Source organism: Methyloligella halotolerans, assembly GCF_001708935.1.
Lineage (GTDB): Bacteria > Pseudomonadota > Alphaproteobacteria > Rhizobiales > Methyloligellaceae > Methyloligella > Methyloligella halotolerans.
In genome coordinates, this window is the sequence record NZ_MASI01000002.1 from 316,619 (window position 1) to 335,726 (window position 19,108).

At 63.0% G+C, this 19,108-nt stretch carries 15 protein-coding genes and 2 pseudogenes; 5 read left to right on the forward strand and 12 right to left on the reverse strand.

Going from position 1 to position 19,108, the window contains the following annotated elements; translation table 11 throughout:
- Nucleotides 1–20 precede the first annotated feature (20 nt).
- Both A7A08_RS05850 and A7A08_RS05855 read right to left on the reverse strand, forming a co-directional pair.
- Entirely contained in the window at nt 21–1,061 is a 1,041-nt protein-coding gene (locus tag A7A08_RS05850; RefSeq protein ID WP_141693857.1) for a hypothetical protein, read from the reverse strand.
- 120 nt (nt 1,062–1,181) lie between these two features.
- Nucleotides 1,182–2,162, reverse strand: a complete 981-nt coding sequence (locus tag A7A08_RS05855; protein ID WP_069094561.1) for an adenosine kinase — start codon at nt 2,160–2,162, stop codon at nt 1,182–1,184.
- A 106-nt stretch (nt 2,163–2,268) separates the two neighbouring features.
- Between A7A08_RS05855 and A7A08_RS05860 the strand changes: the two genes are divergently transcribed.
- A complete protein-coding gene (locus A7A08_RS05860; protein ID WP_069094562.1) occupies nt 2,269–2,949 on the forward strand; it encodes a sulfate transporter family protein in 681 nt (226 codons plus the stop codon).
- A 74-nt stretch (nt 2,950–3,023) separates the two neighbouring features.
- On the opposite strand, the gene A7A08_RS05865 is transcribed toward A7A08_RS05860, so the two are convergent.
- The 3 genes from A7A08_RS05865 to nth all read right to left on the reverse strand — a co-directional run bounded on the left by A7A08_RS05865 (nt 3,024) and on the right by nth (nt 6,298).
- Complete coding sequence (locus A7A08_RS05865; protein WP_169822932.1) at nt 3,024–4,136, reverse strand: linear amide C-N hydrolase; 1,113 nt, start codon at nt 4,134–4,136, stop codon at nt 3,024–3,026.
- Between the two features lie 196 nt (nt 4,137–4,332).
- A complete protein-coding gene (locus tag A7A08_RS05870) occupies nt 4,333–5,448 on the reverse strand; it encodes a linear amide C-N hydrolase (protein WP_069094564.1) in 1,116 nt (371 codons plus the stop codon).
- Between the two features lie 91 nt (nt 5,449–5,539).
- A complete protein-coding gene (gene nth / locus A7A08_RS05875) occupies nt 5,540–6,298 on the reverse strand; it encodes an endonuclease III (RefSeq protein WP_069094565.1) in 759 nt (252 codons plus the stop codon).
- Between the two features lie 190 nt (nt 6,299–6,488).
- Between nth and A7A08_RS17295 the strand changes: the two are divergent.
- Nucleotides 6,489–6,880 (forward strand): annotated as a pseudogene (locus A7A08_RS17295) (DUF2244 domain-containing protein).
- A gap of 121 nt (nt 6,881–7,001) precedes the next feature.
- Nucleotides 7,002–7,877, forward strand: a complete 876-nt coding sequence (locus A7A08_RS05885) for a methylated-DNA--[protein]-cysteine S-methyltransferase (protein WP_069094698.1) — start codon at nt 7,002–7,004, stop codon at nt 7,875–7,877.
- On the opposite strand, the gene A7A08_RS05890 is transcribed toward A7A08_RS05885, so the two are convergent.
- From A7A08_RS05890 to typA, 6 genes and pseudogenes are all read right to left on the reverse strand, one after another.
- The gene (locus A7A08_RS05890) at nt 7,878–8,516 is read right to left on the reverse strand and encodes a 2,3-bisphosphoglycerate-dependent phosphoglycerate mutase (RefSeq protein WP_069094566.1); all 639 of its coding nucleotides are present in this window, start codon (nt 8,514–8,516) and stop codon (nt 7,878–7,880) included.
- A gap of 4 nt (nt 8,517–8,520) precedes the next feature.
- Nucleotides 8,521–9,318 carry a 4-hydroxy-tetrahydrodipicolinate reductase gene (gene dapB, locus A7A08_RS05895; protein ID WP_069094699.1) on the reverse strand — a complete coding sequence of 266 codons (798 nt, stop codon included), beginning with the start codon at nt 9,316–9,318 and terminating at the stop codon, nt 8,521–8,523.
- A 181-nt stretch (nt 9,319–9,499) separates the two neighbouring features.
- Nucleotides 9,500–11,561 (reverse strand): annotated as a pseudogene (locus tag A7A08_RS17545) (putative bifunctional diguanylate cyclase/phosphodiesterase).
- A 96-nt stretch (nt 11,562–11,657) separates the two neighbouring features.
- Nucleotides 11,658–12,164 carry a GNAT family N-acetyltransferase gene (locus A7A08_RS05910; protein WP_069094569.1) on the reverse strand — a complete coding sequence of 169 codons (507 nt, stop codon included), beginning with the start codon at nt 12,162–12,164 and terminating at the stop codon, nt 11,658–11,660.
- A 141-nt stretch (nt 12,165–12,305) separates the two neighbouring features.
- Nucleotides 12,306–12,575: a hypothetical protein gene (locus A7A08_RS05915; protein ID WP_069094570.1), complete on the reverse strand. Its 270-nt coding sequence runs from the start codon at nt 12,573–12,575 to the stop codon at nt 12,306–12,308.
- A gap of 189 nt (nt 12,576–12,764) precedes the next feature.
- Nucleotides 12,765–14,597 carry a translational GTPase TypA gene (gene typA, locus A7A08_RS05920; protein WP_069094571.1) on the reverse strand — a complete coding sequence of 611 codons (1,833 nt, stop codon included), beginning with the start codon at nt 14,595–14,597 and terminating at the stop codon, nt 12,765–12,767.
- Between the two features lie 222 nt (nt 14,598–14,819).
- On the opposite strand from typA, the gene A7A08_RS05925 reads away from it, so the two are divergent.
- Entirely contained in the window at nt 14,820–15,317 is a 498-nt protein-coding gene (locus tag A7A08_RS05925; RefSeq protein ID WP_069094572.1) for a pyridoxamine 5'-phosphate oxidase family protein, read from the forward strand.
- 245 nt (nt 15,318–15,562) lie between these two features.
- A complete protein-coding gene (gene asnB / locus A7A08_RS05930) occupies nt 15,563–17,572 on the forward strand; it encodes an asparagine synthase (glutamine-hydrolyzing) (RefSeq protein WP_069094573.1) in 2,010 nt (669 codons plus the stop codon).
- A gap of 184 nt (nt 17,573–17,756) precedes the next feature.
- Here asnB and A7A08_RS05935 read toward each other — a convergent pair whose 3' ends face one another.
- Nucleotides 17,757–18,974, reverse strand: a complete 1,218-nt coding sequence (locus A7A08_RS05935) for an argininosuccinate synthase (protein WP_069094574.1) — start codon at nt 18,972–18,974, stop codon at nt 17,757–17,759.
- Between the last annotated feature and the right edge of the window lie 134 nt (nt 18,975–19,108).

The following is a 19,108-nucleotide window of genomic DNA, read 5'->3' on the forward strand; positions in this document are numbered from 1 at the left end:
GCGCCACCTCTCCGTTTGCCTTATTTGTAGTACAGGCCGTCCGGGCCGAGGCCGACATTCAGGCGCAGCATGGTGCGGCTGGCGAAGGCGTCGGTATCGTCGATGGTGGTCGACTGGCCGGTGTTCGAGTTGGAGTACTGCATCTCCGGCACCCAGGAGATGTACTCGTAGGTGCTTTCCAGGGAGAGGCTGGTCCGCGGGGTGAACTGCTTGCGGGTCTCCAGGGTCAGACCGCCGATGAAGGCAGTATCGTCGGTGGAGAGCCCGAGGCTGTTGCCCGGGACGCGGCCGTTGTAATCGCTGTCCACGGCATAGAGGCCGGCATAGGCCTTAAAGCCGGATTCCAGCCCCAGCCCCGATTTGAAGTTCTCGAAGAACGGCAGGTGATACTCGCCGCCAATGGCGACGTAGGCACCGTAATAGTCGGTATCCAGCGATTCCTTGTAGGAGCCGGCATCCAGTCCGCTCAGGGTGCTGAAATTGATGCGCGTGTCCTGATTGATCTGGCGGATATCGCCACCGAGCGCGACGTAGCTCGTATTGACGAAGGCATTGCCCGGCGCGCCCTGCATGTAATAGCGGCCTTCGAGCTGGGTGCCCCAGTGATCGACATCCCGCTTGGCCCGCTCGCGAAGATCGACGCCGACCGGGGCGCTCGCATTCACGCCCGTCAGGTTACTGGCTTCGCAGCTCTGAACGCCGTTGGCCTCGCAGCGGACGCCCTTATCCTGATCGATGCCGCTCCAGAAGCCGCCCAGGGCAAGGGCGGTGGTGGAGCCCCACGGAATGACGAGCTGGCCGGTCAACGAGCCGCCAAATTCGTCCTCAAAACCGTTGCTGTTCGCGTATTCGCGGTTGCCACTAGGACCAGAGCGATAGCCGAAACGGATGTCCGGCAGGTCGAGCCTGCTCAGGCCGCCGCCGATTGACAGCTCGGCCTCGCCCACCTTCGTGGTGGCGACGCCCGGCATGCTGTAGTCCTGGGCCGCGGCGGGATACGCCAGCCCGGCCAGCGCGGCAACGCCCGCCAGCCCAGCCATGATCTTCCCGAATCGCAGCATGAATCGTCCCTCCTCGCCCATCTAGCCTGTCAGAATAACTGCGCGATCGGGTAAACGTAACTGGCACAACGCAAATTTCGGCTGAGAGTGATAATTCCGCCACAAGATCCGAGGGCGTTATCAGGCGCGGTTCACCAAGGTTCTGAGGGATATCTCGGGGCGGGCGCCGAGATGGGAAATGATCTCCGCCGCGGCGAGGCTGCCGAGTCGGCCGCAGCTCTCCAAGGTTTCGCCCCGGGAGAGGCCGTAGAGAAAGCCCGCAGCGTAGAGATCGCCCGCACCGGTCACGTCGACGACCTTCTCGACATGCTCCGGCGGAATGGTCACGGGGTTGCCGTCGGCAAAGACCATGGAGCCGTCTTCGGAGCGCGTGAGGACGGCGAGCTCGCAATCGGCGGCCATGCTCTTTGCGGCATCGTCGAAGTCATTCACCTCATAAAGCGCGGTCGCCTCCTTCTCGTTGGCGAAGACGATGTCGGCGCCCTCTTTCACGAGCTTCAGGAAATCGTCGCGATGGCGGTCAACGCAGAAGGCGTCGGACAGGCTCAGGGCGACCTTGCCGCCGGCCTCGCGGGTCATGCGGGCCGCCTCGTGGAAGGCCTTCTTGGCCTCGGGCTGATCGAACAGATAGCCTTCGAGGAAGACGATCTTCGCCTTTCCGATCATGTCCTTGCTGAGATCGGCGGCGGTGAATCCGGTGCCGGCGCCGATGAAGGTGCTCATGGTGCGCTCGCCGTCGGGGGTGACCATGACGAGGCAGCGGCCTGTGCCGATATCGCCGGAGGGCGTTTCGAAGGCCACGCCGAGGGAGGTGATGTCGTGGCGGAACACCTCGCCGAACTGGTCGTGGCCGACCTTGCCGATGAAGCCGACCTTGGCACCGAACGAGGCAAGGCCCGCGATGGAGTTGGCTACGGACCCGCCGGACCGTTCGGTCGCGGGGCCCATGTCGCTGTAGAGGTTCTCGATGGCGTCTTCCTCGATCAGCTGCATGAAACCCTTCTGAAGGTCATGCTTGGAGAGGAAGGAGTCCTCGACACGGGCGATCACATCGACCACGGCGTTGCCGATACCGACGACATCATACTCACGGTTCTCCATTCAGAGCTTTCCCTTCCTAAATTGTCGGGTGGATGGTTCGGCTAATTGGGTGGTGCCGATAGCGGCCAGCACTATAGTCGCCCCCGCCAAGAAAACGGAACCGCTTATGATAAACGCTGCACTCGAAGCTTTTCGCGACCTGCTCACCCCGCCCTTTCGCACCGTCGCGCTGAAGGTGCTCGGGCTGACGATCCTGCTGCTCGTGCTGATGATCGTCGGATTGGAGTGGGTGTTCGGCTATTTCGTTGAATGGCCAAGCTGGATCGAGGACTCCATCCAGGTGCTGGGCGGGCTCGCCCTTGTGGTCGGGTCGATGTTCCTGATCCCGGCGGTCTCGTCTCTCATCGTCGGGCTTTATCTCGACGATATCGCCGCGGAGGTGGAGAAGCAGCACTACCCGGAACAGCCCCCCGGCGACGAACTCCCCGTGGGGATTTCCATCTGGCTGGCGATAAAGTTCTTCTTCGTCGTGATCGGCGTGAACATTCTCGTACTGCTGCTCTTGATCGTACCAGGGGTGAACCTGATCGCCTTCTTCGTCGGCAACGGCTATCTGCTCGGGCGAGAGTTCTTCGAGATGGTGGCCATGCGATACATGCCCATCGCCGAGGCTAGAGCCTTCCGGAAGCAGAACAGCTTCTACGTATTCCTGTGCGGGTTGCTGATCGCGGGTATTGCCTCGGTGCCGCTCCTGAACCTGCTGACGCCGCTCTTTGCCACGGCCTTCATGGTGCATGTGTTCAAGCAGATGGCGATGCGCAAGCGGATCGGATTGCCGGCGGCATAGGCATTCTGCAGCCAGCGGGACAAACGCCATGGAAAGGGGCCGCGCGGAATGGCACGGCCCCCGATCCGGTACCGCTACTGGGCGCTGGCGGCCTTTTTTCCCGTCTGGGCGTCAAGCTTCGGGATCTCGTAGGTCTGTCCGATCGGGATCGTGACCATCTCCTTCGCGTCGAGGTCGAAATCGTTCAGATCGACCTGGCGGAGCGCCTGGAAATCCTCGGTCTTGAAGAAGTAGCGCTTGCCCGTCATGTCGGCGATCGTGGACCACTCGGTGATCTCGTTGACGCCTTCGCCTTCGCGGACGAAGCCGGCCGGGATGTCGAAGTTGTTGACGATGTGCTCGGCCATACGGACGCCGCTATCGGTGTCGGGCTGGACTTCCGCCGAGATGGCGTAGCCCAGGACACGGATAAAGCGCGAGGGCGGGGTCGGGTCGCCCGGCACGCCGAGCATGCCGCTGCCCTGGCCGAAGGATGCGATGGACTCGCCATCGATCTTCAGAGGCGGTGCGTTGAACGGCGAGAGCTTCACGTAGTTGCGCAGGTTCGTCAGATGCCAGTCGAAGCCGGGCGAGTTGGTCATCACGCCGAGCGGATTGTCGTAGACCTTTAGCTCACCGTCGACCGGCTCGATCACGATGGAATTCCCCTCCGTGTCGTGGAGCGTGTAGTGCAGCGGCAGGGACTTGATACCGCCCACATCGAAGGGAAGGGGGAAGTCGGCAAGCTGAACATCGGCGAGGGCTGCCTTGACCTCGGCGGTGGTGGCGAAGTTGGTGAGCGCCCAGCTCAGAAACTGCCACGGACCCATGGCCTTCTCGGCATGGGCCTTATCGGGGGGAGTATAGCCGGCATAGCCCGGGAAATAGAGGATGCCGCCGGTGAGGCCCTTCTCGTTCATGCCATCGACGATGAAGGGCGTGTCGACCACGTTCATGCCGGTGGCGGCGTATTTCGCCTTCCACGTCCAGCCGCCCTTGCCGGTCTCGGTCGCCGCCTCGTAGGCGTAGCCCCGGGGGACCACGACAACCTCGGAGTTGAGCGGGACAGCGAACTCCATGGTGCGCCCGTAGATCGGGTCGCCATCCTTGGTTTTGATCAGGAAGCTTGTGCAGGCATTTGCGGCGGGCGCAAAGGCAAGGGAAACAGCGGCCGTGAGGCACGCGAGGCTGCGAAAGGTGGATCGCATTTCAGTCGCTCCGGACATGGGAATAATAAAACCGGACGCCACCTAACCACATGATAGTAAATATCTTTGCTGCTTCGAGCGCTCTAATTATCTCGATTGAACTTTTTTCCCTCTCGGCGGTGCTCCGAAACCCGGCAAAAAGGAAAAGGCCGCGCCTCGCGGCACGGCCCTTCTTCGGTCCACAACGAGGCTGCGTTTACTGCAGGCTCGCGGAGTCCTTGTCCTTCGGCGGCTGGACCGTCGGGATCTTGTTGACCTGATCGATGGAGATCTCCACCAGGTTTTTGGCGTCGAGATCGAAGTCATCCATATTGATCTGGCGCAGGGTCTGATCCTCGTAGGTCTTGAAGTAGTAGATCCTGTTCTTCGTGTCGGCGATCACGCTCCACTGGGTGATATCGTCGGGCGCGGCGGTGTCGGGGCGGGAATAGCCTTCCATCAGATCGAAGTTGTTCAGGATGTGCTCGGCCGTATTGACCGCTTTCTCGGCGTCAGGCTGGACCGCGGCGGAGATCGAGTAGGCGAGCACGCGGATGAAGCGCGACGGGGGAGTGGAATCGCCCGGAATGCCCAGCATGCCGCTGCCCACGCCCAACGATGAGATGGTCTGACCGTTGATCTTCAGGGGTTCGGCCGGATAGGGCGTAAGCTTCACGTAGTTGCGCAGATTGGTCAGGTGCCAATCGAAAGTCGGCGAGTTGGTGAGAACGCCCAGCGGATTATCGTAAACCTTGAGCTCGCCATTCACCGGCTCGACGACGATGGAGTTCCCGCTCGCATCGTGCAGCGTGAAGTGAAGCGGGATCGATTTCAGGCCGCCCAGATCGAAAGGCGGTGCGAAATTGGCGAGCTGAATATCGGCGAGAGCCTTCTTCACCTCATCGACGGTTGCGTAGTTCGTGAGCGCCCAGGTCAGGACTTGCCAGGGCCCAATGGCTTTCTGCAGGTCTGCCTCTTTCGGATCCACGTAGCCGGCGTAACCGGGGAAGTAGAGCATTCCGCCGGCGAGACCCTTCTCGTTGATGCCATCGACGAGATCGGGGGTGCCGAGCCAGTTCATGCCGGTGGCGGCATATTTGCCGGTCCAACTCCAGCCCTTCTTGCCGGGCGCGGTGCTCGCTTCGTAGGTCATGCCGCGGGGAATGACGGCGAGGTTCGACTTCAGTGGGATGCCGAACTCCATGGTGCGGCCGTAGATCGGGTCACCGTCCTTGGTCTTGATGAGGAAGCTCGTGCAGGCATTGGCCGTAGGGGCGAAAGCCAGGCAGGCCGCCGCAGTTACGCACAGAAGATTGCGCAGGGAAGGGAACATCGAAGCGTCTCCGAAAGGTCAAAACATCCAGCTGCGCGCAGGCTAGGGGCGGAATCTGAAAATCCTTTTCGGAAGATCGATTCAAGTTTCCTTATTTTGCGATTGGCGCGGGGGTTTTCGGCTTGAAAAGGCAGATATCGGCGATCGCGCAGCGCCAGCATTCGGGCTTGCGGGCCTTGCAGATATAGCGGCCATGCAAGATCAGCCAGTGATGGGCGTGGAGCTTGTATCGGTCGGGCACGACCTTCTCCAGGCATAGCTCCACATCAAGGGGTGTCTTGCCGGGCGCGAGACCGGTCCGGTTGGAAACGCGGAAGATATGAGTGTCCACGGCGAGGGTGGGCTGTCCGAAGGCGACGTTGAGGACCACATTGGCCGTCTTCCGGCCGACGCCGGGGAGCGCTTCGAGCGCTTCCCGATCCTGAGGCACCACGCCGCCATAGTTTTCGGCGAGGGTTCTGGACAGGGCGACGATGTTCTTGGCCTTGCTCCTGAAGAGTCCGATGGTCTTGATCTTGTCGATCACCTGCTCAACGTCGAGGCCGGCGAGTTTTTCCGGCGTGTCGGCCATGGCGAACAGGCCTGGCGTCGCCTTGTTGACCGAGGCGTCGGTCGCCTGGGCCGAAAGCACCACGGCGATGAGCAAGGTGAAGGGATCTGAATATTCGAGCTCGCTTCGCGGGTCCGGATCGATCTCCTGAAACCGGCGGAACATCTCCTCGATTTGGAGCTTGCTTAGTTTGGACCGATAGACTTTCGCCCGGCGGGATTTCGCCTTTTTCGGCGCTTTTCTAGCCTCCCGCGGCGATTTCGCCTCGTCCTGCTGATTTGATTTGGGTTGAACCGCCACGCTCGGTCTTCTACCTAATTTCGGCAAGGAGGCATCTTATGGTGCCTAGCTAAGAGCTATGACAGACCCGTCCCAGACGTCTCAAGAGGAATTCCCGCCAAAAGGGGAATTCGAGGCTCAAGAGGAGTCTCGGTTCCGGGCGTTGCTGACGCCCAACCGGTCGCTCGGCCCGATGGGGTTTCTTGTTCTGATGTGTTTCGTGTCCGGGATCAGCTTTTCCGCGGGGCTGATGTTCTGGATCATGGGCGCCTGGCCGATCATGGGCTTCTTCGGCCTGGACGTAGCGCTGATCTACTTCGCCTTCCGGGCCAGTTATAAGGCCGGGCGCTGCATGAGACCGTGGATCTCACCGACGATGCCCTGACGGTGACGCGGGTGCAGCCTTCGGGCCGGTCGCAGGCCTGGACTTTCAATCCGTATTGGGTGCGGGTCGCGGTGGAGCCGCGGGTGGGGCTCTGCAGCGAGATGTCGCTGGCAAGCCATGGCGAGAAGCTCGTCTTCGGCGCCTTCCTCACGGACGAGGAACGGGACGAATTCGCCCGAGCCCTCCGCTCGGCGATCGCCGAGGGGACCCGCGCCTAGGAGCTCTCCACCCATTCCTCCACCCTGAATTCTCTGCGCAAGTTTCGGGTCGCTTCGCCGGCCTCCCGCTCCTAGGCTTCACGCTCATCAGGAGATGGCCGTGCTGACCCAACCCCAATCGATCCCAATGGTAAAGACGACCCCGCATTCGCTCACCGGCAGCCTGTCGGATTACGAGCGGGTGTCGGCCGCTGTCCGTTTCGTCACGGAAAACGCGGAGGAGCAGCCGTCTCTGGAGCAGGTCGCACGCCATGTCGGGCTGAGCCCGTCGCATTTTCAGCGGCTCTTCAAGCGCTGGGCGGGTGTCAGCCCGAAGACCTTCCTGCAGGCCCTGACTCTGGATCGCGCGCGGGAGATGCTGCGGGATCGAACGAGCGTCTTGGAGACGGCGCATTCCGTCGGGCTCTCCGGCGGCAGCCGTCTGCACGACCTCTTCGTGACCCAGGAGGCGATGACGCCGGGGGCTTATAGCCGCGCCGGCGCCGGGCTCACCATCGCTTACGGATTTCACGCCTCGCCCTTTGGCGAAGCGCTTCTGATGCAGACGCGCCACGGGCTGGTGGGCCTGGCCTTCTGCGACAACGCGGCCGTCCGTGCCGAGACCTTCGAGGATATGCGGCGGCGCTGGCCACGTGCCGACTATGTGAACGATCAATCCGCGACCGCACGCACCGCGGTGGGACTGTTCGGGGAAACCTCGCCGGATCGAGAGCCGCTCCAGATCGTCCTGATCGGGACGGATTTCGAGCTGCGGGTCTGGCGGCAGCTCATGCAGGTGCCGACGGGGGAGGTGACGAGCTACGGGCGGATCGCCGAGGCGATCGGACGCCCCGGCGCGGCGCGGGCGGTGGGTCGGGCGGTCGGCCGCAATCCGCTGTCCTTCGTGGTGCCCTGCCACCGGGCGCTTGGCCATGGGGGGTCGCTCACCGGCTATCATTGGGGGCTGGTGCGCAAGAGAGTCTTGTTGGGATGGGAAGCGGCGCGGCTGGCGCGCTAGCTATTCCTCGTCCTTGAGGTCGTAACGCTTGGCGATGCTGCCGTCCTCGTTGAGGCGATAGATACGCGGAACGGCGGTGGCGAGGCTCAGCTCCTCGATCTGCTCGGGGCTCATTCCCTCCAGCTCCATGATGAGCGACCGCAACGAGTTGCCATGGGCGGCGACCAGCACAGATTTTCCGGAGACCACCTCTGGCAGGATGCTCGTCTCCACGAAGGGTATCACCCGCTCCGCCGTGGTCTTGAGGCTTTCGCCCCCGGGCGGCGTCGCCTCGAAGCTGCGGCGCCAGGTGCGGACCTGGTCCTCGCCCCAGCGCTCGGCGGCTTCGGCCTTGTTAAGACCGCAGAGGTCACCGTAGTGGCGCTCGTTCAGAGCAGCATCCTCGATGACGGGAATATCCTGCTGGCCGAGCTCGTCGAGGATCAGCCGGCAGGTGTTCTTCGCGCGCTGTAGAGCGCTCGTGAAGGCGAGATCGAAACGGAACCCGTGGATCTTCAGCGCCTTCCCCGCCCGCTGGGCCTCCTTTATGCCTAGCGACGTGAGGGCGACATCGTGCCAACCGGTGAAAAGGTTCGCTTCGTTCCATTCGCTCTGTCCGTGGCGGACCAGCACCAGCGTCCTTTTCAGCCTTTCCGTCATCGCATCACAATCCGAGAACGTCGGCCATCGAATAGAGGCCCGGCGGTTTGCCGAAGCCCCATAACGCGGCTTTCACGGCGCCGCGGGAGAAGATGCCGCGGTCGGTGGCGATATGGCCGAGCTCTATGCGCTCGCCCGGACCGACGAAGACGATCTTGTGCTCACCGACCACGTCGCCGCCCCGCATGCAGGAAAAGCCGATATCGCCTTCGCCGCGCTCGCCGGTCTGGCCTTCGCGAGCGAACACGCCCTTTTCCTTGAGAGAGACGCCTCGCGCCTTCGCGGCCGCTTCGCCGAGCATCAGGGCCGTGCCCGACGGAGCATCTTTCTTGTGCCGGTGGTGCAGCTCCACGATCTCGATATCGAAGCTTTCGTCCAAAGCCTTCGCCACCTTCTCCGTGAGGTTCGCGAGCAGGTTCACACCCATGCTCATATTGCCCGCCCGGATGATGGTCGCGTGACGGCTCGCCGCCTTCAGGGCATCGACGTCCTCGTCCGAGAGGCCCGTCGTTCCGATCACGTGCACGATGCGAGCCTGAGCCGACAGTGCCGCAAACTCTACGGTCGCCTTGGGGCTGGTGAAATCGAGGACGGCCTGGACCTCGGCGAAGAGCGGAACCGGGTTGTCCGTGATGGTGACCCCGAGGGGCTCAAGGCCGGCCACCTCGCCGATATCCTTGCCGATGAACTCCGAACCCGGCTGCTCGACGCCGCCGGCGACGGTGCATCCGGGCGTCTCGGCGACAGCCCGGGTCAGGGCTTGGCCCATGCGTCCGCCAGCGCCGAGCACCGCGATCTTCATATCTTGGTCTGACATTGTCGAAAGCGCGTTGCTTTGAGGAGAGATTCACTCGGCGCGCAGGGCGCCACCGCCGTTCTAAGACTTGACTTGCCCGGTCACAAGCCCGGAGCGGGAATTGTTTCCCGTCCAGAAGGCGAATTCATGATCGGGCCGTGGGCGGGGGATGCGAGGTTCGCTTATTTCAAGCGACCAGGGAGGATTTTGGTTCCCGCGCGCCGTGCTCCGGGACCTCGTCCTCCGGCGCGCCGTAGTAGAAGCCCTGAACCTGATTGCAACCCCATTGGCGCAGGGTCTCGGCCTGGGCTGCGTTCTCGACGCCTTCCGCCGTAATGGTCACGTGGAGCGACTTACCCAGCCCCACGATGCTGCTGACGATGCGCCCGCTTCGGCATTCTGGCCCAGGGACTCGACGAAGGATTTGTCGATCTTGATCTTCTTGAGGGGGAAGCGGGTGAGATAGCTGAGGCTCGAATAGCCGGTGCCGAAATCGTCCATGGCGATGGAGACGCCGAGCTGGTCGAGGGCCTCCAGCATGGCGACAACGGAATCTGTGTTCTGAAGGAGCAGCTTCTCGGTGATCTCCAGCTCGAGGCGGGACGGGTCGAGACCGGTTTCCTCAAGCACACGCTTCACCATGGCGACGACGTTCTGGACCTTGAACTGCGCCGGCGAGAGATTGACCGCGAGCTTTGCGTCGTCGTCCCAGGTGGTGGCGTAGTGGCACGCGGTCCGCAGGATCCATTCGCCGATAGGCGCGATGAGCCCGGTCTCCTCGGCAAGTGGAAGGAAGACGGATGGGGGAACGTCGCCGTCGGTCGGGTGCCGCCAGCGGGCGAGCGCCTCGTATCCGGTCAGTTCGCCGGACTGGAGATCGAACTGGGGCTGATACTCGACGCGCAGCTCGCCTTTTCGAACGGCGACCCGGAGATCGTTCTCGAGGCGACGGCGCTTCTGAAGGGCCGCATCCATGGAGGGTTCGAAGAAGCGGAAGGTGTTCCGGCCGTCCTGTTTCGCCCGGTAAAGGGCGAGGTCGGCGTTCTTGAGCAGCTCGTCGCCGGTGGTGCCGTCGTCGGGCCCGATCGCGATGCCGATGCTGCCGGAGCTGACGATTTCGTGGCCATCGAGATCGTAGGTCTCGCTCAGGGCGGTGGTGATCCGCCGCGCCATGGGGAGGATGTCCTCCGGCGTCTCGAGCTGTTCGGCAACGATGGCGAACTCGTCGCCGCCGAGGCGCCCCACGAGATCGACCTCACGGACATTGGTGCGCAGCGCGCGGAAACCTCTTGCAGCAGCAGATCGCCGGTGGGGTGACCGAGGGTGTCGTTGATATCCTTGAACCGGTCCAGGTCGAGACAGAGGACCGCCATATAGGTCCCATGGCGGGCGCACCGGCTGACGGCGCGATCAAGGGTTTGCCGCAGCTGGAGCCTGTTCGGCAGTCCGGTGAGGGAATCGTGCAGGGCAAGGAAGCGGATCTGGTCCTCAGCCTTCCAGCGCTCGCGAATGCGCCGGGAGGCGATAGCGGCCGGAACGGAGAAGCCCATGACGATCAGCAGGCTGGTGGCGAAGCTCACGACGGTGAGGGCGGTGTCGGTCATATCCGCCGCGGCGCGCTGATCGATCCGGAACGCGTAGACCCGATCCAGGCTGCCGTCCTGGGAGCGCACCGGAACGAAGGCGAGGGGTTCGGCCGGGCCGCTGTCGAAACCGTCCGAGAATTGCAGATGTCCGGTTTCGATCGCCTGATCGAGCCCGGCTTGCGCGGCCGGGTCCTTCAAGGCCTCGGCGAAGGACTTGCCGTCGAAGTTCCCGCCTGTGGCCAGCAACTTGCGGTTGGGCGACAGAATGGCGAAGCCGTCGAGGCGGCTCACGTAATCGTCGGGGTTGCTGGCGCCGTTATTGCCGATCCAGTCGAGCATGAGGTTTTCAAGACCACCGCCGCGAGGGTCGGTCTTATGAAGATCGTAGACGTCGGCGCTGGCGACCGAATTGGCGTGCTGAGCCAAGGCATCGGGGGCCAAGACGCGGGTCTGAAGCCCCAGAACCTCGTTGTCGAGCTTGCCGCTTTTCGAAAGGCTTGTGTCGACCACCTTCGTCCAGCTGATGGTCGCGTCGCGCGCATCCGTCTGGAGGACGTGCTGAAGAGTCGTCCGTCCGGTCAAAACGCCCGCCACGACCGTCAGCAGGCCGAGGATGACAAGGCCGATCATTATCAGCCGGTCACGTCCAGCAAAGTCAGGCATTTACGAAGCGCTCCCATAGCCGCAAGCCAATGAGCGCTTATAGAGGCGTTGTGTTAAGACCAGACCAATTGAGGCAGTTAGCGGCTGGTTAAAAAATTACCTCCAAGCGAAGGCAATCTTTCGCAAGGTAGCGTCGCCGAAATGCTCGGTGCCTTCCGCCACAGGCTCCCCGCCGCGGTTCAGGTAGAAGCTGCAAGCCGCGTCGTTGTCCGCGAGAGCCCAAACGACAAGCCCTTTCACGCCCGCATTTGCCAGGCATTTCCGCGCGCCGGAGAACAGCTGCTCGCCGAAGCCGAGACCCTGGTAAATGGGATGGATGTAAAGCTCGTAGATCTCGCCCTGGAAGGCCGAGCGGCGAAGCCGGCTGCGTCCATAAGTTGCATAGCCCAAGGCCTCGCCACCGAAGTCGAGGACCAGCATTGCGTTCTTGCGGACCACGGCGGTGTCCCACCATCCGGGGCCGCGCAAAGCGATCATGCGTTCGAGCTGCTTATGGGGAATGATGCCCTGATAGGCGCCGCGCCATGCGTCTGCATAGACTTCCGCGAGCTTGGGCGAATCGTCAGGACGCCCTCTTCGGATCTGCGCGACCTTCGTCTCCATAAGTGAAGATTAGCCACTGCTTCGACGATTCGCAAAGACAATGCGTGCTTGACTTGCGCGCAGGAGGCGCTCTCACGCAAAAGGGCCGGACATCGGCTGCCCGGCCCTCCGCATCATCGAAAATATCGATGAATTCGTTCCTCAGTCGCGGGACATCACCAGGATATTGAAGTCCTCATCCAGCTTGATGTCGTACGGGCCGATATCGCATTCCGCGTCATCGATCTCGTAGATGCCGGACTTCTCGGCATCGTAGTCGCCGCCCTTGCAGCCGATCTTGGCGAGGGTCTCTTCGATCTTCTTCACCGCCTCGTCGGACGGCGGAATGTCCTCGTCGGCAAGGGCGGCATGGGAGAAGGAGAGCGTGCCGGCGATAGCCAGGATCGCGGAGAAGGTCGTGATCTTGAACATTGGAAGTCCTCTTATGGGTTGGTTCGGCAATCGGGGCCGCAGGTAAATCGCGGCATCAATTTGCCAACCCATAAGAGCGAAGATCCCGAACGGCTGGGAGATGGTCCCGGTCAACTGGTGAAAACCAAGCAACGATTTTCGGGATAATCCGGCAACCGATTTACCATATCGGCTCCGGGTGAGGCGTAATTACGCAGGGACCGTCCCGGCTTCCTTGGCGCGCTCGGCCCGTTTGCGGACGTTCGGATCGAGATGCTGCTTCCGCAAGCGAATCGATTTCGGCGTGACCTCGACCAGTTCGTCGTCGGCGATCCAGGCCAGCGCCCGCTCCAGGGTCATCCGGATGGGCGGGGTCAGCTTCACGGCCTCGTCCTTGGAAGTGGTGCGGATGTTGGTGAGCTTCTTGCCCTTCAGCACGTTCACCTCGAGATCGTTATCCCGTGTGTGCTCGCCGACGATCATGCCCTGATAGACCTTCCAGCCCGGCTCGATCATCATCGGTCCGCGATCTTCCAGGTTCCACAGGGCGTAGGCGACGGCCTCGCCGTTCTCGGTGGAGATCAGCACGCCGGTGCGGCGGCCCGGGATGTCGCCGCGGAAGGGCTGATAGCCGTGGAACAGACGGTTCATGATCGCGGTGCCGCGGGTATCGGTGAGAAGCTCGCCCTGGTAGCCGATGAGGCCGCGGGTGGGGGCGTGGAAGACGAGGCGGAGGCGTCCGCCGCCGGAGGGCTTCATCTCCGACATCTCGGCCTTGCGCTCGGATAGCTTCTGGACGACGGCGCCGGAATGCTCCTCGTCGACGTCGATGATGACCTCTTCGATCGGTTCGAGCACCTGACCGGAATCGTCCTTCCGCAGCACCACGCGCGGGCGCGATACGCCGAGCTCGTAACCCTCGCGGCGCATGTTCTCGATGAGAATTGCGAGCTGCAGCTCGCCACGGCCGGAGACGATGAAGCTGTCCTTCTCGGTGGTGTCGGAGATGCGGAGCGCGACGTTGCCCTCGGCCTCCTTCATGAGACGATCGCGGATCACGCGGCTGGTGACCTTATCGCCCTCAGTGCCGGCGAGCGGGCTGTCATTGACCATGAAGGTCATGGAGACGGTCGGCGGATCGATGGGCTGGGCCTGGATCGGCTCGGTGACCTGCGGATCGCAGAAGGTGTCGGCGACGGTGCCTTTGGTGAGACCCGCGATGGCGACGATATCGCCGGCGACCCCCTCCTCAACGGGCTGCCGCTCGATACCGCGGAAGGCCAGGATCTTCGAGACGCGGCCCTGATCGACGACACGACCGTCCGCATTGAGGACGTGAACGTTCTGGTTCGGCTTCAGGGTACCGGCGGATATGCGGCCGGTGATGATCCGGCCGAGATAGGGGTCGGCTTCGAGCAGGGTGCCGATCATGCGGAAGGGGCCGTCCTCCACTTGCGGCGGAGACACGTGGCGCAGCACCAGGTCGAAGAGCGGGCCCATGCCCTGATCCTTCGGTCCTTCCTCGCTCTCGGCCATCCAGCCTTCCTTGGCGGAGCCGTAGATGATGGGAAAGTCGAGCTGCTCGTCGGATGCGTCGAGGGCGGCGAACAGGTCGAAGACCTCGTTGACCACCTCGTCGACGCGGGCGTCGGGCTTGTCCACCTTATTGATGGCGACGATGGGCTTGAGGCCGACCTGCAAGGCCTTGCCGACCACGAACTTGGTCTGGGGCATGGGGCCTTCGGCGGCATCGACCAGGACGATGGCGCCATCCACCATGTTGAGGATGCGCTCGACCTCGCCGCCGAAATCGGCGTGGCCCGGCGTATCGACGATATTGACCCGCGTGTCGTTCCAAACCACCGAGGTGGCCTTGGCGAGGATCGTGATGCCGCGCTCCTTCTCCAGATCGTTGGAGTCCATCACGCGTTCGGCGACGCGCTGGTTCTCGCGGAACGAGCCGGATTGCTGGAGGAGCTTGTCGACCAGGGTCGTCTTGCCGTGGTCGACATGGGCGATGATGGCGATGTTGCGTAGCTGCATGAGGCCCTAAACCAAAAAGCGGGCCCGCTTGCCGGACCCGCGCCTGTCTTTGCCAGCCATATATAGAGGGTGGCGCGAGCATGCAATGCGGCGTCTCAACCTCCCGGGTTGCTATCGCAGGTTGATTTCCCACCGTCACGCCGAGGGGAGCGAAGCCAGTGTCTCCTGCGCAGCGTCGCGCCCGGCTTGAAACCAAAGGCTGCGCCGAGGTGTTCAGGCGATATGAGCGAACAGGACAAGCACGACGACCGCGTCTGGGAGATCGTCGGCAAGGCCTTCATCTGCATGATGGTGACCCGCTTCGACCACGGGCTCCGGGGCCGGCCGCTGGAGGCGCGGCCGGACAAGGATGCGGGGCTTATCTGGTTCCTCACCGATGTCCGCGGCCATAAGGACGATGAGATCGCGGCGCATCACGAGATCTGCCTGACCTTCGTGTCGGAGGAGGACAAGGCCTATCTGTCGATCACCGGCCGGGCCGAAACCCTTCGTGACACTAGGAAGGCCGAAGAGCTCTGGAACAAGGAGCAGACCGCCTGGTGGCCCGGCGGCCCAAGCGATCCCAATGTCAGGGTGATCCGCTTCGAGCCGGAGCGGGCTGAGCTTTGGGACGGGCCGAAGAGCTCCGCCGTGGCGGCCTACGAATTCAAAAAGGCGCGCGCGACAGGCGAGCCTCCCAAGCTCGGCGAAAACCTGAAATCCACAGTCGAAATGGACTGAGGGATGAGCTGGCGGGCCCATTGATTCATTTCGCGAAATGAGCCTTACGCTCGCCCTTTTTGTTTTCCACTAAACGCGCTCGATTCGATGCTGTGACCGTAGAATTGCCTCGCCAAGTCGGGCATGCTGGCGGCTTACGACAGCGGGTGGCGAATACGGTTGGCCAGCCGGAATTTCATGGACGACTTTGTATTGCGCGTCGCGGAGCGACCGGCTCCACGGCGCAATTTTTTGAGCGTGTTTCTATGTGCGGCATAACTGGAATTATCGACCTTAAGGGGCGGCGGCAGATCGATCGCGATCAAGTCGCCCGAATGGCAGCGATGCTTACCCATCGCGGCCCCGACGATAGCGGCTTCCATTTCGCGCCCGGCGTGGGGCTGGGCCATCGCCGGCTAAGCATCGTGGGGCTGGAGGACGGTCGCCAGCCGCTGTTCAGCGAAGACGGCGAGATCGCCGTGATCTGCAATGGCGAGCTGTTCGATTTCCGGGAGCGGCGAGCCGAACTCGAGGCCAAGGGCCACGTCTTCCGCACCCATACGGATAGCGAGATCATCGTCCATCTCTACGAGGAGTATGGCGAGGATTTCTTCCAGTTCCTCAAGGGGCAGTTCGCCTTCGCCCTGGTCGATTTCCGGAAGCGCGTGGTGCTGATGGCGCGTGACCGGGTGGGCATTTGCCCGCTGTTCTGGACCCGCCAGGGCGACACCGTCTATTTCGGTTCCGAGATCAAGGCGCTGCTCGCCTCCGGCGAGGTTCCTGCGGAAGCCGATGTGCGCGGCCTGGACCACATGTTCACCTTCTTCGCGCTGACGTCCCCGCGCACGGCGTTCGCCGGCGTCCAATCGGTGCCGCCCGGCAAGTATCTGCGGATCGCCCTCGACGGAAGCGGCCGGGCCGCGGAGCCGCAGATCCGGCGCTATTGGGATTTTGATTTCCCCGATTGGGGCGACGAGTACGACCCGGGCGAGACCGCCGCCGTGGATGGGTTCGAAGCGGCTTTCGAGCGTGCGGTCGATCTTCGGCTGCGGGCGGACGTTCCGGTGGTCGGCTATCTCAGCGGCGGGGTGGATTCAGCCTACGTGATGGCCATGGCGGCGAAGGTGCTTGGGCGCCCGCTGCCGAGCTTTACAGTGCAGGTGCCGGGGACGGAGCTCGACGAAAGCGACAAGGCGGCCGAGGCCGTCGCGGCGATCGGCGGCAAGCAGACCATCGTCGAGACCGGAGCCAACGTGCTTTCGGAGAACTATGCCGGGCTTGTGACCGGGGCCGAGGCGCCGGTGCTCGATACATCCTGCGCGGCCCTGGTGGCCCTGTCGCACGGTGTGCGCGAGCAGGGCTACAAGACGGTGGTCGCGGGGGAAGGGTCCGACGAAGGGCTCGCCGGCTATGTCTGGTTCAAGATCCGCGAGGCGGGCCGGAGACTCGATATCGGCGACGGCTTTCGCCCCAGCGTGCTGCTGGGCCGGATTGCCCGCAAGATCCAGTCCCCAGACCACAGCTTTTCCGAGTTTGCTCATATCGATTCCATGATCGGCGGCCCACATGCTCAGTCGCTGCTCTACAATCTCGTTTCGACTGCGCGGGACCGCTATTACAGCGGCGACATGTGGGACCGGCTCGATGGGCATGTGGCCTATGAGGATATCGATCTCGACCTGGAGCGGATGAAGCGCTGGCATCCTCTGAACCGCTCACTCTATTTCGGCTACAAGGTGCATCTGCCGGGGCTGCTGCTCAGCCAGAAGGGCGACCGGGTGGCCATGGCGAACAGCGTGGAGGTCCGCTACCCGTTCCTCGACGAGGACGTCATCGCCTATATCTCGAAGCTGCATCCGAAATGGAAGCTGCACGGGCTCCGGGGCGACAAATACGTGCTGCGCAAGGCGGCGGAGCGCATTCTACCCCAGCAGATCGCCCATCGGCCGAAGAACATGTTCCGGGCGCCGCTGGCGGAGACTTTCCTGGCCGATCCGCCGGTTTTCGTGCGGGACCTCTTGAGCCCGGAGAGTCTGCGGCGCACCGGCTATTTCAATGCGGCCCGGGTGCTGCGGGACCAGGAGCTTCTGGCCAAGGGGGACGAAAAGCTCGCCACCTTCGCCAGCCTCGGGCTCGGCGGCGTGGTCGCCACCCAGCTCTGGCATCACCTCTATCTCGGCGGCGGGCTCTGCGAACTTCCGGAAGTCGATATGAACCCGGTCGCCTGCAAGCACAGCGAGGGCCGATTGGCCGAAGCCGTCGCGGCGGCGGAGTAGTTCACCAAGTTTGCCGTAGCTGCCGAGGTTGCTGAGGCGGTCCAACCATCAGCATCATGCCCGCCCTTGTGACGGGCATCCATGACCCCTGTGCTCAATCCATCATTCCGTGTTCGTGGATCACCGGGACAAGCCCGGTGATGACACAGAAGTTGGGGCGGGCGCGCCTTGAACTGGCGCAGGTCTATTTATCCCGCAGCTTGCCCAGCGTGCGCAGCCGCAGCGCGTTGAGGCGGATGAAGCCCTTGGCGTCGATCTGGTCGTAGGCGCCGGCATCGTCCTCGAATGTCACGAGGTCGTCGGCGTAGAGCGACTTGTCGCTCCGCCGGCCGGTGACGATGACATTGCCCTTATAGAGCTTCAGCCGGACTTCGCCCTCGACATGCTCCTGGCTCTTGTCGATCAGGGCCTGCAGCATCTCGCGCTCTGGCGAGAACCAGAAGCCGTTATAGATCAGCTCCGCGTAGCGCGGCATGAGCTGGTCCTTCAGATGGGCAGCTTCGCGATCCAATGTCAGGCTCTCGATGGCGCGGTGGGCCGGCAGCAGGATGGTGCCGCCCGGGGTCTCGTAGATGCCGCGGGACTTCATGCCGACGAAACGGTTCTCCACGAGATCGACGCGGCCGATGCCGTTGTCGCGGCCGAGCGCATTGAGCTTGGTCAGGATCTCAGCCGGACTCATGCGCTTGCCGTCGATGGAGACGGCGTCGCCTTTCTCGAACCCAATCGTGATCTCGGTCGCCTTGTCGGGGGCGTCCTCCGGCGACACCGTGCGCTGGAAGACATATTCCGGCGGCGCCTCGAACGGATCCTCGAGCACCTTTCCTTCCGACGACGAATGGAGAAGGTTTGCATCGACCGAGAAGGGCGCCTCGCCCCGCTTGTCCTTGGAGACCGGAATCTGGTGCTTCTCGGCGAACTCGATCAGGTCCGAGCGGGAGACGAAATCCCATTCCCGCCAGGGTGCGATCACCTTGATGTCGGGGTTGAGGGCGTAATAGGCGAGCTCGAAGCGCACCTGGTCGTTGCCCTTGCCGGTCGCGCCATGAGCCACGGCATCGGCGCCGGTCTCCCGGGCGATCTCGATCTGGCGCTTTGCGATCAGAGGCCGGGCGATGGAGGTGCCGAGCAGGTAGACGCCTTCATAGACCGCGTTCGCCCGGAACATGGGGAAGACGTAGTCGCGGACGAATTCCTCGCGAAGATCGTCGACGAAGATCTCCTTGATGCCGAACATCTCCGCCTTCTTGCGTGCCGGCTCCAGCTCCTCGCCCTGGCCGAGATCGGCGGTGAAGGTCACCACCTCGCAGCCGTAGGTCTCCTGCAGCCATTTGAGGATGATGGAGGTGTCGAGGCCGCCGGAATAGGCGAGCACCACCTTCTTGATGTCTTGATCGGCCATGGACACGCTTTCTGAAATTCGTCGCGGAATGAGATGCGGGACTTATAGGAAACTGGGCGGGCGGGGCAAGCGATCCGCGTTCTCTGCGTCATGCCCGGCTTTGAGCCGGGCATCCAGAGCGGCGGATTCGGAGA

Coding starts and splice junctions, on each gene's coding strand:
- typA (WP_069094571.1), bottom strand. CDS start 14,597: ATGCAGCTACGCAACATCGCCATCATCGCCCATGTCGACCACGGCAAG.
- A7A08_RS05860 (WP_069094562.1), top strand. CDS start 2,269: ATGATAAACGCTGCACTCGAAGCTTTTCGCGACCTGCTCACCCCGCCC.
- A7A08_RS05865 (WP_169822932.1), bottom strand. CDS start 4,136: ATGCGATCCACCTTTCGCAGCCTCGCGTGCCTCACGGCCGCTGTTTCC.
- A7A08_RS05915 (WP_069094570.1), bottom strand. CDS start 12,575: ATGTTCAAGATCACGACCTTCTCCGCGATCCTGGCTATCGCCGGCACG.
- A7A08_RS05925 (WP_069094572.1), top strand. CDS start 14,820: ATGAGCGAACAGGACAAGCACGACGACCGCGTCTGGGAGATCGTCGGC.
- asnB (WP_069094573.1), top strand. CDS start 15,563: ATGTGCGGCATAACTGGAATTATCGACCTTAAGGGGCGGCGGCAGATC.
- A7A08_RS05855 (WP_069094561.1), bottom strand. CDS start 2,162: ATGGAGAACCGTGAGTATGATGTCGTCGGTATCGGCAACGCCGTGGTC.
- A7A08_RS05890 (WP_069094566.1), bottom strand. CDS start 8,516: ATGACGGAAAGGCTGAAAAGGACGCTGGTGCTGGTCCGCCACGGACAG.
- A7A08_RS05850 (WP_141693857.1), bottom strand. CDS start 1,061: ATGCTGCGATTCGGGAAGATCATGGCTGGGCTGGCGGGCGTTGCCGCG.
- dapB (WP_069094699.1), bottom strand. CDS start 9,318: ATGAAGATCGCGGTGCTCGGCGCTGGCGGACGCATGGGCCAAGCCCTG.
- A7A08_RS05870 (WP_069094564.1), bottom strand. CDS start 5,448: ATGTTCCCTTCCCTGCGCAATCTTCTGTGCGTAACTGCGGCGGCCTGC.
- A7A08_RS05935 (WP_069094574.1), bottom strand. CDS start 18,974: ATGGCCGATCAAGACATCAAGAAGGTGGTGCTCGCCTATTCCGGCGGC.
- A7A08_RS05910 (WP_069094569.1), bottom strand. CDS start 12,164: ATGGAGACGAAGGTCGCGCAGATCCGAAGAGGGCGTCCTGACGATTCG.